Here is a 14,613-nt window from a genome sequence, read left to right as displayed (position 1 = left end):
CGCCTTCGCCGAAGCCTGACCTCCCGCGCACCCGCCGGAGGTTAGGCTTCGGCCATGTCGAGATGGCGCGGTCGGACGGCGGACACCGCCGTGGCGATCGCCGCCGGCCTGGTCGCGCTGCTGGGGCTGGTGGTGCAGTCGGCCGGCATCGGCACCGCGGCCGAGTGGGCGGCGCTGGTCGTCGTGCTGGTCTCCGCCGGCGCGCTGGTCTTCCGCCGCCGCCACCCCGTCCCGGTCGGCGTGGTGGCGCTGGCCGCCGTCAGCGCGTACGGCGCGTTGCTGCACCAACCCGGCCCGGTCATGGTCGTGTTCGTCGTGGCGCTCTACACCGTCGTCGACGAGGGGCGCCTCGCCGTCGCCATCGGTCTCGGTGTCGCCTCGGTCGTCGCCTTCGCCTTCGCGGACAGCTTCAACCGGACCGGCAACGGCGCGACGTTCCTGCACGCCGGTTGGCTCATCGCGGTCATCGTCGGCGTGACCCGCAACCGCCGGGCCTACCTCGCCGAAGCGCGGGCCCGGACCCTCGCCGCCGAGCAGCGGCTGGAGGAGGAGACCCGGCGACGGGCCACCGAGGAACGGCTGCGCATCGCCCGCGAGCTGCACGACGCGCTCGGCCACCACCTGTCGCTGATCAACGTGCAGGCCAGTGCCGCGCTGCACCGCCCGGACCCGGTCCGCTCCGAGCAGGCGCTCACCGCGATCAAGCAGACCAGCAAGGACACCCTGCGCGAGCTGCGCACGACGCTCAACGCGCTGCGCCGCGAAGGCGAAGCGCCGCCCGGCCTGGACCGCCTCGGCGACCTCGTCACGACGGCGGGCCGGTCGGGGCTGGAGATCCGCGTCGAACTCGCCGAGACCCGGCCGCTGCCGCCCGACGTCGGACTGGCCGCGTACCGGATCGTCCAGGAGGCGCTCACCAACGTGACGCGGCACGCGGGGGCGACCGCCGCCGTGGTCCGGGTCCGACCCGACCACGACGACGTGCTCGTGGAAGTGGAGGACGACGGCACCGGCGCGCCGGGCGTGCCCGGCAACGGGATCCTCGGGATGCGGGAACGGGCGCAGGCGCTGGGCGGCTCGCTGACCGCCGGCCCGCGCCCGGACGGCGGCTTCCGGGTCCACGCCCGCCTGCCGCTGCGCGCGGATCCGGTGCCGGCGTGATCCGCCTGCTGCTCGCCGACGACCAGACCCTCGTCCGCGCCGGGTTCCGGTCCATCCTGGACGGTGAGGACGGCATCGAGGTGGTCGGCGAGGCCGCCGACGGCGCGGAGGCGGTGCGGCTCACCCGGCACCTGCGGCCCGACGTCGTCCTCATGGACATCCAGATGCCCGGGCTGGACGGCCTGGCCGCCACGCGGGAGATCACCGCGAGCTCGGACGTCCGCGTGATCATCCTGACCACGTTCGACCTGGACGACTACGTCTACGGCGCGCTGCGGGCCGGTGCGAGCGGTTTCCTGGTCAAGGACACCGAGCCGGCCGAGCTGATCCACGGGGTGCGGGTCGTGGCGCGCGGTGACGCGCTCATCGCGCCGTCGATCACCCGCCGGCTGATCGCCGAGTTCGCCACCCGCGCCACGCACCCCGACCCGGGACCGAGGCTGAGCGCGCTCACCGACCGCGAGCGCGAGGTGATGGCGCTGGTCGCCGCCGGCCTGTCCAACGACGAGATCGCGGCGCGGTTGGTGCTGAGCCCGGCCACCGCGAAGACCCACGTCAGCCGGATCATGACCAAGGCGCGGGTCCGCGACCGGGCCCAGTTGGTGATCCTCGCCTACGAGTCCGGCCTCACCGTTCCGGGCTGGGTGACCGATCAGGCGGTCACGCGACGGGACCGTGCCAGCGCCACCCCGCCGAGGACCACGGCGACGAACCCGACCACCAAGGCCACGTAGGCGCCGCCCCGGCCGTTGCCCGTCCCGATGCCGCTGTCGGAAGTGACCGCGACGAGCCCGCCGAGGGCCAGGCCGACGAGCCCGGTCGTCAAGGACACGAGGGCTCCCCGGCGTCCGGTGCTCGTGCCGAGGCGGCCGGTGGGTCGGGCCAGGGCCAAGCTCCCGACCACCGAGCCGGCCAACCCCAGCACCCCGCCGAGACCGGCGCCGATCCGTCCGGGGCTCATCGTGTAGACACTGGCGGCGGCAAGCACATCGGTGACAAGCATCGGGATTCCTTCGCTCGGACAACAGGTGCGAGCAGCGTAGGAACCAAGAAGGGTGCGAGTCGTCACGCCGGAGTTGCCGATCGCCCTACCACCGGAGTCGTACACCGCCCTCTCGCCATACCACCGCAGTGGCGCCCAACCCCGAGAGTCCTGGAGGTAGGACTCTCGGGGGTTGGTGGAGGTGGCCGGCCTACGATGGCGGTGTTGAGCCTGAGGAGTCCGGGAGAGCTGTGCGGCACGTGCGGGTGGTCGGACTGGCCGTCGTGGTGGTGGCCCTCGCGCTCGCCGCCACGGTGCTCGACCTGCCCGGCCCCGAGCAGCTCCGGAGCTGGATCGACGGCAACGGCGTGCTGGCGCCGCTGGTGTTCTTCGCGGTGTGCGCGGTGGGCACGGCGGCGTTCTTCCCGAAACCGGTGCTGGCCACGGCGTCCGGGTTGCTGTTCGGCGTCCTGCCCGGACTGGTGATCGCGGTGGCGGGCTTCACCACGGGCGCGTTGATCGCGTTCTTCGTCGCACGCCTGCTCGGGCGGCGGTCCGTGGCGCGGTGGCTGGGCTCCGGCAGGCTGAAGGTGCTCGACGCGGTCTTCGCCCGCAACGGCTTGGCCGCCACGGTGGTGCTCCGCCTGCTCCCGGTGATCCCGTTCGCGATCTCCAACTACGGCGCGGGCGTCACCGCGGTCACGCCGAGGTCCTTCGCCGCCGGGACCGCGCTCGGACTCCTCCCGACCACCGCCCTGGCCGCGACCCTCGGTGACGCCGCGCTCGACCTCGACTCGCCCCGCTCGATCGCGGCCGGTGCGGCGTGGTTGGTGCTGGCTGCGGTGGGCGTCGTCTGGGGCAGGCAACTGCTCCTGCGGTCGAAGGGCTGATCACCGGTCCAGGACGGCACGGGCCAGGTCGTCGGCCACGGCGTGCCGGTAGGGGTTGGTCGCCGGACCGGCCGCCGTCGGGTGCACGCGGTTGGTCAGCAGCAGCACGAAGGACCGGCTCCCCGGCTCGATGACCAGCGACGTCCCGGTGTAACCCGTGTGACCCACCGTGTACGGGGTGGCCAGCATGCCCATGAACGCGGGCTTGTCGACGTCCAGGCCGAGCCCGCGGGCGGCGCCGGGGATGGCCGCGTTCCAGTTGGTCGTCATCGCCCGGACGCTGTCCGCCCGCAGGACGCGCCGGCCGTCGTGCTGCCCGCCGTTGAGCAGCACCTGGGCGAAGACCGCGAGGTCGCGCGCGGTGGAGAAGACGCCGGCGTGCCCCGCCGTGCCACCGAGGTACCAGGACGTGGAGTCGTGCACCTGGCCCCAGATCAGCCCGCGCGAGCCGCCCGCGTACTGGGTCGGCGCGATGCGCGGTCGCAGGCTCTCCGGCGGGTTGAACATGGTGTCGCGCAGCCCCAGCGGCTCGGTGACCTCCGCGGCCACGAGGTCGGGCAGCGGCAGGCCGGTGACCCGTTCGAGCACCTTGCCGATCACGATGAGGCTCAGGTCCGAGTAGACGTACCGCGTGCCCGGCTCCGACCGGAGCGCCACCGCGTAGACCGCGGCCAGCCGCAGCTCGACCGTCGGGTGCGAACCGAGCGCCAGACCGGCGGGCAGCCCGGAGGTGTGGGTCAGCAACTGCTTGAGCGTGACGTCCTGCTTGCCGTTCTGGGCGAACTCGGGCAGGTAGCGCGCGGCGGGCGCGTCCAGGTCGATCAAGCCGCGCTCGACCAGCCGCATCGCGACCGCGGTGGTGAAGAGCTTCGAGATCGACGCCACGTCGAAGATGGTGTCCTCGCGCATCGGGATCCGCTGCTCGGGCGGCAGTTCGACGCCGTCGGACCCGTAGCGCAGCGCGTCGCCCACCGCCGCGTGGCGGGCGATCACGCCGTTGCGCGCGGCCAGCACCACACCGCCGGGGAAGGCCTGGGGCGAGGCGAGCACGCCCGCCTCGACGTCGGGCGCCAACCGGTCGACGTGCTCGGCCGCCAGACCGGCCTGCCGCGGCGTGCCGTGCCGCAGGCGCTGGTCGGGGAACGGCCCGTCCCAGGGGGAACCGGGCCGCCGGGTGATGGTCAACTCGGCCACCACCGGCAGGTGGTCCGACGCGCCGGTGGCGACCACCCGCGTCTCGCGCACCCGGGCCGGGTAGCCGGCGGCGACGTAGTCGATGCGCTTGGCCGGCGCCGCCGCCGGGTAGGTCAGGCCGGGGGACGACGGGTTCGCCATGGCCCACGCGTCGACCAGTTCCGTCCACAGTGGAGCGAGTTCGGGCGCGTCCGGCGGCGCGTTGAGGTCGCCGAGCAGCACCCGCGCCTCGCCCCGGTCCTCCGCCATCACGCGCAGCATGTCGGCGACCTGCGCCCGGCGCACCGCCGGATCGGCGCGGTAGTCCAAGTGGGTGTCGTAGACGTGCACGTGTTCGCCGCGCACGTTCAGCACGACCTCGGGGAAGCCCGGCGCCGGCGCGGGCGTCGGGTTCGGGACCTGGGTGGAGAGCCTGGTGATCGAGTGGTTCTCCGCCGCGATGATCGGGTGCCTGCTGAGCACCGCCACGCCGTACTGCCGCCGGGGCCGGCCCGGTTCCGCCGGGTCCAGGTCGTAGATGGGCGCGAAGTAGACGTCCATGCCGACCGCGTCCGCCAGCTCCGCCGCCTGGTCGCGCCACTCGCTGCGCGCCATCCAGTGGACGTCGACCTCCTGCACCCCGACCACGTCGGCGCCGGAGGCCGTGATGTCCGCGGCCACCCGTCCCAGGTCCAGCCTGCCGTCCACGCCGACGCCGGTGTGGATGTTGTAGGTCATCACGGTCAACGGCGGGTTCGCGGCGGCCTCCGGCTCGGCCGTCGCGGACGGGGTCGCGACCAGCAGCGCGCACAGGACGGCGGTCGGCAGTCGGCGCATCGGCTCAGCCCTCCCAGGTCAGGCCGTGGCCGAACGGGTGCAGCGCGGTCGTGGGATCGCCCGCGACCGGGATCGTGACGGGCAGCTTCCCGACCGGGGCGTGCTCGCCGTACAGCACCCGCACCGCCGACTCCACCGAGACCTCGGTGTAGGAGTAGGTCGCGAGGTAGTTCCGCGCCTCCGGGAAGTACGCGATGTCGTACGGGTCCCGGACCGCGATGACGACGACCGGTCTCCCGGTGGCCAGCAGCGCCTTCACCAGGTTCTGCTGGCCGACGTCGGTCCACGCCCTGTTGGTCGCGACGATCGCCAGGTCGGCGGCGGTCGCACCGGCGACCGCGCGGTCGATCGTCGCCTGGTTCGGGTTCGAGCCGGTGACCAGGGCGTTCGCCGTCGCGGCACGTCGACCCACGGCGGCGGCGAGCCGTTGCGGCACCGGGTCGGCGGTCGTTCCCCAGCCGGTGGTGAAGACGGAGGCAGGCGGTGTGCGCAGGGGCAGGATCGCGTTGCGCACGAGCGTCGTGGTGCGGTCGGTGATCCGCTGCGCGGCTTGCTCGTTCGGCGCGGTGCCCACGACCTCCGGCAACTTCGCCGGGTCGACGAACCGGTCGTCGAACAGGCCGCGCTTCGCCTTCATCCGCAGGATCCGGCGGACCGACTGGTCGATGCGGCGCTCGGTGAGCTCGCCGCCGCGCACCGCCGCCAGCACCGAGTTGAAGGCGAGGTCGATGTCCGGCGGCATCAGCAGTTGGTCGACGCCCGCCTTCAGCGCCAGCACGGGCACGCGGTCGTCGCCGTACTTCTGCCGCACGCCGGCCATCCCGAGCGAGTCGGTGATGACCACGCCGTCGTAGCCGAGGCGGTCGCGCAGGATGCCCGTGATGATCGGCCGGGAGAGCGTGGCCGGATCGCCGGCCGGGTCGAGCGCGGGCACCACGATGTGCGCGGTCATGATCGAGTCGATGCCGGCCGCGATCGCCCGGCGGAACGGCGGCGCGTCCAGCCGCTCCCAGTCCTCGCGGCTGTGCCCGATCACCGGGAGGCCGGTGTGGCTGTCCACGGCGGTGTCGCCGTGCCCGGGGAAGTGCTTGGCGGTGGCCGAGACCCCGCCCCGCTCGTAACCCCGGACCTGCGCCTCGACCAGCCGGGCCGTCAGCTCCGGGTCCTCGGCGAACGACCGGACGCCGATCACCGGGTTGAGCGCGTTGACGTTGACGTCGGCGACCGGCGCGAAGTCCTGGTTGACGCCCATCGCGCGCAGTTCCCGACCGGCGATCAGGGCCGCCTCGCCCGCCGCCTCCGGGTCGCGGGCCGCGCCCAGCGCCATGTTGCCGGGGAACGGCGTGACCGGCTTCCCGATCCGCGACACCACGCCGTACTCCTGGTCGGTGCTCACCAGGGCGGGGATCGACGACACCCGCTGGATGCCGTTGGACAGTGCCGCGACCTGCGCGGGGTCGGCCGTGTTGCCGGACCACGCGAAGTAGATGACGCCGCCGAGGTGGTACTTCCCGATCAGCTGCTCGGCGTTGTCCACGCCGTGCTGGCGCTGGTTGGCGGCGACCGAGGCCGGGTCGGACGTGTCGACCGTCGAGCCGTAGGCGTAGGTGACGAACAGCTGGCCGACCTTCTCCTCCAGGCTCATCCGCCGCAACGCGTCCGCCACCACGTCACCTGTCCCGGCCGCCACCGCCGGGGTCGAGCCGAGCAGCAGGGCCGACACGCCGACGAGCACCTGTCGACGGTTGAAGATTTTCCTCATGCGCTCTCCTACAGTGAGGAAATCACCGATCCGGTCGAATGTACGCAGTCACCGCCGACGCGGACATCGCCCGTTCGGGGGGCAATGACCGGAGCGGTGATCCGCCGACCGCTGGAACCGCCGACAACCCGTGGATCAGGGCGTTGTGGTGCACGAGACTGGCAGTATGGGTGCGAATGAGCGGGACCTGTGGTCGTGGGCGGTCACCGATGACGAGGTCGAGGAACGGCGGCGGCACACCGAGCGGCTGGTGGGGCAACGCATCCGGGCGGTCCGCTACTACACGATCGACTACCGGCGTGGGGACTTCCGCCCCGAGTTGGTCGACGGGGGGCCGAGGGTGGTCGACGTCGATGCCGAGTGGGAGGAGCCCACCTGGAGCCACGCCGGCTTCGACGCCGTGGACTTCGGTGTCGAGTTCGAGGTGGAGTCCGGTGCGCTCTTCTCGCTGACCTGGGACCCGCCGGGCGAGCGGGAAGGGATCGGGCTGCGGGAGGTCGCCATGCTCGGCCCCTACGTCAGCAGGGACGCGGATGTGGCGATCTGGAGCGTCGGCGACCGCACCGACACCTGGGCGTCCGTGGTCGGGACGCCGATCACCGGCGTCCGGCTGCACTACCGCTGGGAAGACGTGGCTCGGGCCTTCTGGTGCCCCCACATCACGTTCGACACCGCGGGCGCCGCCGTTCACGTCGTGCTGGGTGATGCGGAGGACGGCGTGCTGGTCCCGTCGTCGGACAACGTGGCGGTCCTCCACCCGGCGACGCCTCTGCCGCGGTGGTGACGTCCGTCGGCTAAGTGTCGTGGAACGCGCGTGAGGTGCCCGATCGCGCGTAGACGCCCGGTGCGGTGCCGAGCATCCGGCGGAAGTGCCGGGTCAGGTGGGACTGGTCGTAGAAGCCGACGGCCGGGGCGACCTCGGCCGGTGGCAGGCCGTCGAGCAGCAGCCGGCGGGCCAGGTCGACCCGGCGGCCGGTGAGGTAGCGGTGCGGTGGCAGGCCGAACTCGCGGGTGAACGCGCGGACCAGGCGTTCCGGGCCGGCGGCCAGCCGGGTGGCGGCGTCGGCCAGGGTGAGGCCGTCGGTGACGTGCGCGTCCAGCAGGTCGCGCAGCGCACGGGCCAGGCCGGGCTCCGCGTCCGGCGTCGCCGGCGCGCGGCGGGCGAGGTGGGTGCGCAGCCGGTCCCGGACCAGGGCCAGCCTGGACTCGGCCTCCCACTCGTCGCCGCCGTGCAGCACGCCGTGCAGCTGGTGCACGCGCAGGCGCAGCGCCGGGTCGGCGAACGCCGGGTGGTCGACCGCCGCGCCGACCAGTTCCGTGCCGAGGACCGACGTGTCGAGGTAGAGGACCCGCTTGCGGAAGCCCTCGGACGTCGCGTTGCGGCCGTCGTGCGGCACGTGCGGCGGGAGCAGGGTGACGGAGGCTGGTGGCGCGCCGTGCTCGCGGTGGTCCAGGCCGTAGGTCACCGTGCCGGTGTCGACCAGCAGCAGCGTCCACGCGTCGTGCGTGTGCGCTGGGTAGGCGTGGTCGGTGAAGCGCGCGTGCAGCACTTCGACGATGCCGGGCACGGCGGGCCGCCACGCGGCGATGTCGGGGCCCACGTCAAGAACGTACAAGACTGGCGCCGGTCGGTTCGGCGACGGTGTGGCGGTGGAACGATTCGAGACGAAGTTCGCCGTCCTGCTCCGGGACGACCTGGCGCCGTGGCAGGCGTTGAACGTGACCGCCTTCCTCGCCAGCGGTCTCACCGCGGCCGTGCCGGAGGCGGTCGGTAAGCCGTACGAGGACGCGGACGGCACGAAGTACCTGCCGATGCTCGGCCAACCGGTGCTCGTGCTGACCGCGGGCAAGGAACTGCTGACCGCCGCGCACGCGAAGGCGGTCACGCGGGGGCTGGCGCTGGCGGTGTTCACCTCAGACCTGTTCGCCACCGGCAACGACGTGGACAACCGCGCCGCCGTGCGAGCCGTGCACACCGACGCCCTGGACCTCGTGGGCCTCGGCGTGCACGGCCCGCGCAATGCGGTCGACAAGGCTCTGAAGGGCGCCCGGATGCACCTTGACGCCCGGCTTCAGGGGCGGAAGGCGCGGAGGGTGGTGGTGACCAGGGCGTCGGCGAAGGCGTCGTCCAGGGGGCCGGAGCGCAGGAGCCAGCGTTGGGTCAGGGGCGCGTACAGCAGGTCGATCAGGAGGTCGAGGTCGGTGTCGGGGGGTAGTTGGCCGGCGGCTTGGGCGCTGCGCAGTCGTCGTCGCTTCGCCTCGCGCATCGGGCCTTCCATCTTCTCCCGGTAGACGGCGGCCAGGTCGGGGTCGTTGATGATCTCCGTGTTCAGCGCGCGGATCGGGGCCTCGAACGCCGGGTCGGAGAACTCGGTCGCGGTCGCGCGGAGGACCGCCTTCAGGTCGTGCTCCAGGTCTCCCGTGTCCGGCAGCTCGATGCCGCCGCCGTCCGGCCGTTCGCTCAGCGCCAGCAGGGAGTCGAAGACGACCGCGCCCTTGGACGGCCACCAGCGGTAGATCGTCTGCTTGCCGACGCCCGCGCGGGCGGCGATGGCCTCGATCGTCAACTTGGCGTACCCGAGGTCGCCGATGAGCTCGCGCGTCGCGGTGAGGATCGCCACCCGGGAGCGTTCGCTGCGACGCGTGCTGTTCGGCGTGGGGCTGGTGGGCATGGTGGGCACTCTACTGGGAACGAGACGGTTCGTCTTGACTTACGCCGACGGGTCTGTCAGGGTTCCCGCATCGAGACGGAACGTATCGTCTCACAAGATGGGGGAGACGCCATGACCCGCGAACACACCCGCACCTGGTTCATCACGGGCGCCTCGCGCGGCCTGGGACGCGCGTTCACGGAAGCCGCGCTCGCGGCGGGCGACCGGGTCGTCGGCGTCGCCCGCGACACCACGCCGCTGGACGGCCTGGTCGCCGAGTCCGGGGGCAGGCTGGTCGCCTTCCCGCTGGACGTGTCCGATCGGCAAGCGGTCGTCGCCGGCGTGCGGCGGGCGTTCGCGGCGTTCGGCAGGCTGGACGTCGTCGTCAACAACGCCGGTGGCGCGTTGCTCGGCATGGTCGAGGAGGTCACCGAGGAGCAGGCCCGCGCCCACCTCGACACCAACTTCTTCGGCGCGCTGTGGGTGAACCAGGCGGTGGTCCCGCTCCTGCGGTCGCAGGGGTCGGGCCACATCCTCCAGGTCTCGTCGATGGGATCCGCCGGCGGCTTCGCGGCGACCGGCCTGTACAGCGCGGGCAAGGCCGCGCTCGACGCCATGAGCGAAGCGCTGGCCATGGAGGTCGAGCGCTTCGGGATCAAGGTGACCATCCTGCAGCCCGGCGGGTATCGCACCGACCTGTTCACCCTCGGCCTGACCACGACCGGGGAGGACCCCGCCTACGCGCCCCTGCGCACCTGGCTGAACGGGCTGTGGGGGGAGTCCGAGGACTTCGACCCGGATCTGGCCGCCTCGGTCCTGATGCGGGTGGTCGACCTGCCCGAGCCGCCGAAGCGGCTGGTCCTGGGCGGCGCGGCCTACGGCATGGTCCAGGAGATGAGCCGGGCGCGCGCGGCCGAGCTCGCCAAGTGGGAGCACCTCAGCCGTCAGGCGGGCTGACCCGGGCCGGTCCGCCCGCCGCCGTCGTGGCAGCGGGCGGACCGGTCGGGTCAGCCGGTCAGTCGGTCAGTCGAATCAGGACGCGGTGCAGGTGAGCACCGGGGCGCCCGCGGTTCCGGAGGCGACGAAACCGAACGTGGTGCTCGCGCCCGAGCCCACCGCGCCGTTGTAAGCGGCGTTGCGGGCGGTGATCGCGGACCCGCTCGTGGTCAGGGCCGCGCTCCACGAGGAGTTGATCCGCTCACCGTTGGCGAACGTCCAGCTCACCGCCCAGCCGGAGATCGGCGTGGCGCCGGCGGTCACGCGCGCCTCGACCTGGAAGCCGCCGGACCACTGCGAGGTCACCCGGAAGGTGGCCGAGCAACCGGCCGAGGGGTTGCCCCCGGTCGTGGTGGTCGTGGTCGTAGTGGTGGTGGTGCTGGTCGTCGTCGTGGTGCTGGTCGGGGTGGTGGTGGTCGTGGTGCCACCACCGGTGAAGTTCACGTCGCTGCACGCGTAGTAGCTCTGGTCGAGGTGGCTGGCCTGCCACACCGTGAACAGGACGTGGTGGCCGCTGCGGCCGGGCGCGTTGACCTCGATGGGCGTCCGGGTGCCCGTGGGGATCCTGCCGGTCTGGCCGACCAGCTCCAGGTCGCCCCACTTCAGGGCCTGGGTCTTCGGGTCGAAGCCCTGCTTGGTGGAGTAGACGCGGATGTAGTCGGCGCCGTGCGAGGACGTGTCGTTCAGGTTCATGGTGAACTGGTTGGGCTTGGTCGGGGCGTTCCACGCGCCGACCTTGTCCATCGCGGCGTAGCGGCCGTCGAAGGTCAGGCCGCCGCTGCACAGCTGCCCGTCGGGGATGGCGCCCTGGTGGTTGCCGGCGACGCCTTCGCGGAACAGGCCGTTCCAGTTGTACATCGCGGACGGGTTGGCCTGCCACGCCTGGTAGCACATGGGGTCTTCGGTGGCCATCTGCTGGGACGGGCCGTTGGGCCACCGGTTGTGGCAGCCGTAGTGGCGCGACGGCGGGTCGCTGACCGCGCCGTGCGCGGCGGCGTTGCCCGCGCCGAAGGTCACCAGCACGGTCGCCAGCAGGGTCAGGCAGGCGCCGAGGACCGCGGCGGCCCGCCAGGCGGCGGACTTGCCGCGGGCCGGTGCGACCTCCGCCGCGGTGCCCGGTGCCCGGCGACGCCGGTCGGGGACGTCTTGGGAGAAGCGAAGCATGTGTACCGCCAAATCTTCGTTGATCGACGACGTGGAACCGCGGGGGTGCTTCCGCGCGACTCTGGGAGCGCTCCCAGAGCGGTGTTAGTGTCAGGTCGTACCACCTGGTCGGCATCCGCCATTCGGGTTACGGGCTCGCAAAGCGGCCAGGTGGACCGAGCACGCGGGACTGATCAGACGCTGAGGTTGGAGCCATTCGGGGGCTTGCGCAACGTTGCGCAAGGTGACACGAGGCTGGACGACGATCACCCGCGTCGATGCCCACCGGTGATCTTCGCCGAGGAGGATTCAAGGCGTCGAAGGGGGAACAGGGTGCCGCGCACGGAACGGCCACTGGTCGAAGAGGACACCCCGGTGCTGAAGTTCGCCGGCGACCTGCGACGGTTGCGGCGCGTCGCCGGGCTGCCGTCCTACCGCGAGCTCGGCCGCCTGGCGAACTACTCGCCCGCCGCGCTGTCCGAGGCGGTGGCGGGGCGGAGGTTGCCGAGCCTGGCGGTGACCCGGGCGTTCGTCCGCGCGTGCGGGGGAGACGTCGAGCAGTGGACGGCCCGCTGGCGCGAGTTGGCCGCCGAGGGGCCGGCCGACGGCGACGCGCCCTACGTGGGACTCGCCGCCTACCAGGTCGCCGACGCCGACCGGTTCTTCGGCCGCGAGGCCGAGGTGGGCAGGCTCCTGGCCCTGGTGCGCGAACGGCCCTTCGTCGGGGTGTTCGGCGCGTCCGGCGCGGGCAAGTCGTCGTTGCTGCGCGCGGGCCTGGCCGCCCGGTGGGACGCGCACCTGGTCATCACGCCCGGCTCGGACCCGATCACCGAGTTGGCCGCGGCGCTCGCCGACGACCGGTCCGCGGTCGAGGTGCGCGCCGAACTCGCCGCCGACCCCGAGCACCTGCGCGTGCTGCTGCGCCAGGCCGCCGACGACCTGCTGCTGGTGGTCGACCAGTTCGAGGAGGTCTTCACCCTCTGCCCGGAGGCCGACCGCGGCTGGCTGGTGCGGGCCCTCACGCACGCCGCCGGCGCCGCCCGCGTCGTCATCGGGGTGCGCGCCGACTTCTACGGCCACTGCGCCCGGCACCCCGAGCTGCTCGAAGCGCTGCACCGCTCGCAGGCGCTCGTCGGCCCGATGAGCGCCGAGCAGTTGCGCCGCGCGGTCGTCGAACCCGCCGCCCGCCAAGGCGCCTCGCTGGAGAACGCCCTGGTGGCCCGCCTGATCGCGGACGTCGCCGCCCAGCCGGGCGCGCTGCCGCTCGCCTCGCACGTGCTGGTCGAGACGTGGCGGCGTCGCCGTGGCGCGGTGCTCACGTTGACGGGCTACGAGGACGCGGGCGGTGTCGAGCACGCCCTGGCCCGCAGCGCCGAACAGGTCTACGACGCCTTACCCGAGCCGGACCGGCAGGCGGCGCGGCAGGTGTTCCAACGCCTGGTCGCACCCGGCGACGGCACCGGGGACACCCGCCGCCGGGTCGGCCGCGTCGAGCTCGACGCGGGCGACGCGCTCCTCGACCGGCTCGCGGCGGCCAGGCTGGTCACCCTCGACCGCGACACCGTGGAGCTGACCCACGAGGCGCTGCTGCGCGCGTGGCCGAGGCTGGTGGGCTGGCTGGACGAGGACCGCGAGGAGCTGCGCGCCCACCGCAGGCTCACCAGCGCCGCCGACGCCTGGCTCGCGCACGACCGCGACCCGGACGCGCTCTACCGCGGCGTCCACCTCGACCAGGCCCGCCGCCTGGCCTCCCGCCTCAACGCGGCCGAGCGCGAGTTCGTCGACGCGGGCCTGACCGCCGAACGCGACCGGGAGGCGGTGCGCAGGCGTGGCGTGCGCCGGCTGCGGCGCTTCGTCGCCTGCCTCGCCGCGCTCGTCCTGCTGCTCACCGCCACCGCCGGGTACGCGGTCACCACCCAGCGCGCCGCGACCCGCGAGCGCAACCAGACGCTGTCCATGCGCGCCGCCGACCACGCCCTGGACCTGCTGACCCGCCCGCGCGAAGCGGCGGCGCTCGCCCTGGCCGCCTACCGCGTCGCCCCCACCACCCAGTCCCGCGACGCGCTGCTGCTCGCCCGCGCGGCCGCCGCCACCACCACCCTGGGCAGCGGTCACCTGCGCGTGCCCGGCCGCATCGCGGTGACCCAGGAGTTCGGCCCCGAGTTCGGGTCGCCGGGGAGCATCCGGCTCTGGTCCGGCCCGGAGCGGCAGCAGGCCGGTGGGATGCCGGTGCCGCCCAACGGTTTCCTGAACCTGATCAGCGCCGACGAGCGCACCGCCCTCATGGTCGTCGACCGCGACGAGTTCCAGGTGTGGGACCTGGGCGACCCCGCCGCGCCGCGCGTCACCACCACCATGACCGACTGGCCGTTCCCCCTCGGCGTCGACGCGGCGGGCACCCTCATGACCGCCGTCGAGGACGACCGAGCGGTCCACTGGCGTCCCGGCGACACCACCCGCACCCGCCTGCCCGTCGACGGCGTCGAGTACGCCATGCCGTTGGACGACGGCACCGGCGTGGTCCTGGCGCGCCGTGACGGCGATCGGCGGCAGGTGGAGGCGTGGTCCCTGGACGGGCGGGTCACCCCGGTGTTCAGCCGCGACGCGCGACTGGCGCTCGTGGCGGGTCCGGGAGGCGTGCTCGCCGTCTCCGACCTGGACGACGCGCACCTCACGGTGCTCGACGGGACCAGGACGGTGCTGGAGGCGGACGGCATCCCGGAGCAGGCCGTGGTCGAGTTCTCCCGCGACGGCGGGGCCGTCACGGCGATGCACCGGGACTCGGTGTGGCTGTGGCACCTGAGCGGTCGGGAACCGCTGTCGCTGCGCGCGCCGGGGGTGGAGTTCAGCTCGGTGCGCTACGAGCACGGCGAGCTGCTGATGGTGGACACCCGCGGCGCGCTGTGGCGGCTCGCGGTGGACGTCGACCAGGTGATCCGCGAGGTGTGCCCCGAACTGGTGGACGTCGACTGGGCGGCGCACTTCCCGGGGGTGGCGGAACGGCCGCTGTGCCCGTGA

12 protein-coding genes and 1 pseudogene are annotated in these 14,613 nt (G+C 73.3%); 7 read left to right on the top strand and 6 right to left on the bottom strand.

Going from position 1 to position 14,613, the window contains the following annotated elements; all coding sequences use genetic code 11:
- The first annotated feature begins 54 nt into the window (after window positions 1-54).
- Window positions 55-1,161, top strand: coding sequence for a sensor histidine kinase (locus tag ACQPYE_RS23465; protein ID WP_498714504.1), 1,107 nt, complete (start codon window positions 55-57; stop codon window positions 1,159-1,161).
- Window positions 1,158-1,895, top strand: coding sequence for a response regulator (locus tag ACQPYE_RS23460; RefSeq protein WP_498714502.1), 738 nt, complete (start codon window positions 1,158-1,160; stop codon window positions 1,893-1,895). The genes ACQPYE_RS23465 and ACQPYE_RS23460 overlap by 4 nt, the downstream gene beginning before the upstream one ends.
- On the opposite strand, the gene ACQPYE_RS23455 is transcribed toward ACQPYE_RS23460, so the two are convergent.
- Window positions 1,814-2,164 (bottom strand): DUF6223 family protein, encoded by a 351-nt coding sequence (locus ACQPYE_RS23455; RefSeq protein WP_498714501.1) that lies wholly within the window; start codon window positions 2,162-2,164, stop codon window positions 1,814-1,816. The genes ACQPYE_RS23460 and ACQPYE_RS23455 overlap by 82 nt on opposite strands.
- A 230-nt stretch (window positions 2,165-2,394) precedes the next feature.
- Here ACQPYE_RS23455 and ACQPYE_RS23450 point away from each other — a divergent pair, with 230 nt between their 5' ends.
- Window positions 2,395-3,033 (top strand): TVP38/TMEM64 family protein, encoded by a 639-nt coding sequence (locus tag ACQPYE_RS23450; protein ID WP_498714499.1) that lies wholly within the window; start codon window positions 2,395-2,397, stop codon window positions 3,031-3,033.
- Here ACQPYE_RS23450 and ACQPYE_RS23445 read toward each other — a convergent pair whose 3' ends face one another.
- Both ACQPYE_RS23445 and ACQPYE_RS23440 read right to left on the bottom strand, forming a co-directional pair.
- Window positions 3,034-5,043 carry a serine hydrolase gene (locus tag ACQPYE_RS23445; protein ID WP_498714497.1) on the bottom strand — a complete coding sequence of 670 codons (2,010 nt, stop codon included), beginning with the start codon at window positions 5,041-5,043 and terminating at the stop codon, window positions 3,034-3,036.
- 4 nt (window positions 5,044-5,047) lie between these two features.
- Window positions 5,048-6,805, bottom strand: coding sequence for a glycoside hydrolase family 3 protein (locus ACQPYE_RS23440; protein ID WP_498714496.1), 1,758 nt, complete (start codon window positions 6,803-6,805; stop codon window positions 5,048-5,050).
- Window positions 6,806-6,971: 166 nt separating this feature from the next.
- Between ACQPYE_RS23440 and ACQPYE_RS23435 the strand changes: the two genes are divergently transcribed.
- Window positions 6,972-7,589: a hypothetical protein gene (locus ACQPYE_RS23435; RefSeq protein ID WP_498714495.1), complete on the top strand. Its 618-nt coding sequence runs from the start codon at window positions 6,972-6,974 to the stop codon at window positions 7,587-7,589.
- 10 nt (window positions 7,590-7,599) lie between these two features.
- On the opposite strand, the gene ACQPYE_RS23430 is transcribed toward ACQPYE_RS23435, so the two are convergent.
- Window positions 7,600-8,406, bottom strand: coding sequence for an AraC family transcriptional regulator (locus ACQPYE_RS23430; RefSeq protein ID WP_498714494.1), 807 nt, complete (start codon window positions 8,404-8,406; stop codon window positions 7,600-7,602).
- Here ACQPYE_RS23430 and ACQPYE_RS23425 point away from each other — a divergent pair.
- Window positions 8,393-8,863 (top strand): annotated as a pseudogene (locus ACQPYE_RS23425) (DUF2000 family protein); the annotation flags it as partial. The gene ACQPYE_RS23430 and the pseudogene ACQPYE_RS23425 sit on opposite strands and share 14 nt — an antisense overlap.
- A 14-nt stretch (window positions 8,864-8,877) precedes the next feature.
- Here the strand turns inward: ACQPYE_RS23425 and ACQPYE_RS23420 are convergent.
- Window positions 8,878-9,477, bottom strand: coding sequence for a TetR/AcrR family transcriptional regulator (locus ACQPYE_RS23420; RefSeq protein ID WP_498714492.1), 600 nt, complete (start codon window positions 9,475-9,477; stop codon window positions 8,878-8,880).
- A gap of 111 nt (window positions 9,478-9,588) precedes the next feature.
- Between ACQPYE_RS23420 and ACQPYE_RS23415 the strand changes: the two genes are divergently transcribed.
- Window positions 9,589-10,413, top strand: a complete 825-nt coding sequence (locus ACQPYE_RS23415) for an SDR family NAD(P)-dependent oxidoreductase (RefSeq protein ID WP_498714490.1) — start codon at window positions 9,589-9,591, stop codon at window positions 10,411-10,413.
- A gap of 75 nt (window positions 10,414-10,488) precedes the next feature.
- Here the strand turns inward: ACQPYE_RS23415 and ACQPYE_RS23410 are convergent, their stop codons facing one another.
- Window positions 10,489-11,616, bottom strand: coding sequence for a lytic polysaccharide monooxygenase auxiliary activity family 9 protein (locus tag ACQPYE_RS23410; RefSeq protein ID WP_498714489.1), 1,128 nt, complete (start codon window positions 11,614-11,616; stop codon window positions 10,489-10,491).
- 312 nt (window positions 11,617-11,928) lie between these two features.
- On the opposite strand from ACQPYE_RS23410, the gene ACQPYE_RS23405 reads away from it, so the two are divergent.
- Window positions 11,929-14,613, top strand: a complete 2,685-nt coding sequence (locus ACQPYE_RS23405; RefSeq protein WP_498714487.1) for an nSTAND1 domain-containing NTPase — start codon at window positions 11,929-11,931, stop codon at window positions 14,611-14,613.

The organism is Actinosynnema sp. CA-299493 (assembly GCF_050946825.1).
GTDB lineage: Bacteria > Actinomycetota > Actinomycetes > Mycobacteriales > Pseudonocardiaceae > Actinosynnema.
This window is presented reverse-complemented; position numbering and strand designations above follow the sequence as displayed.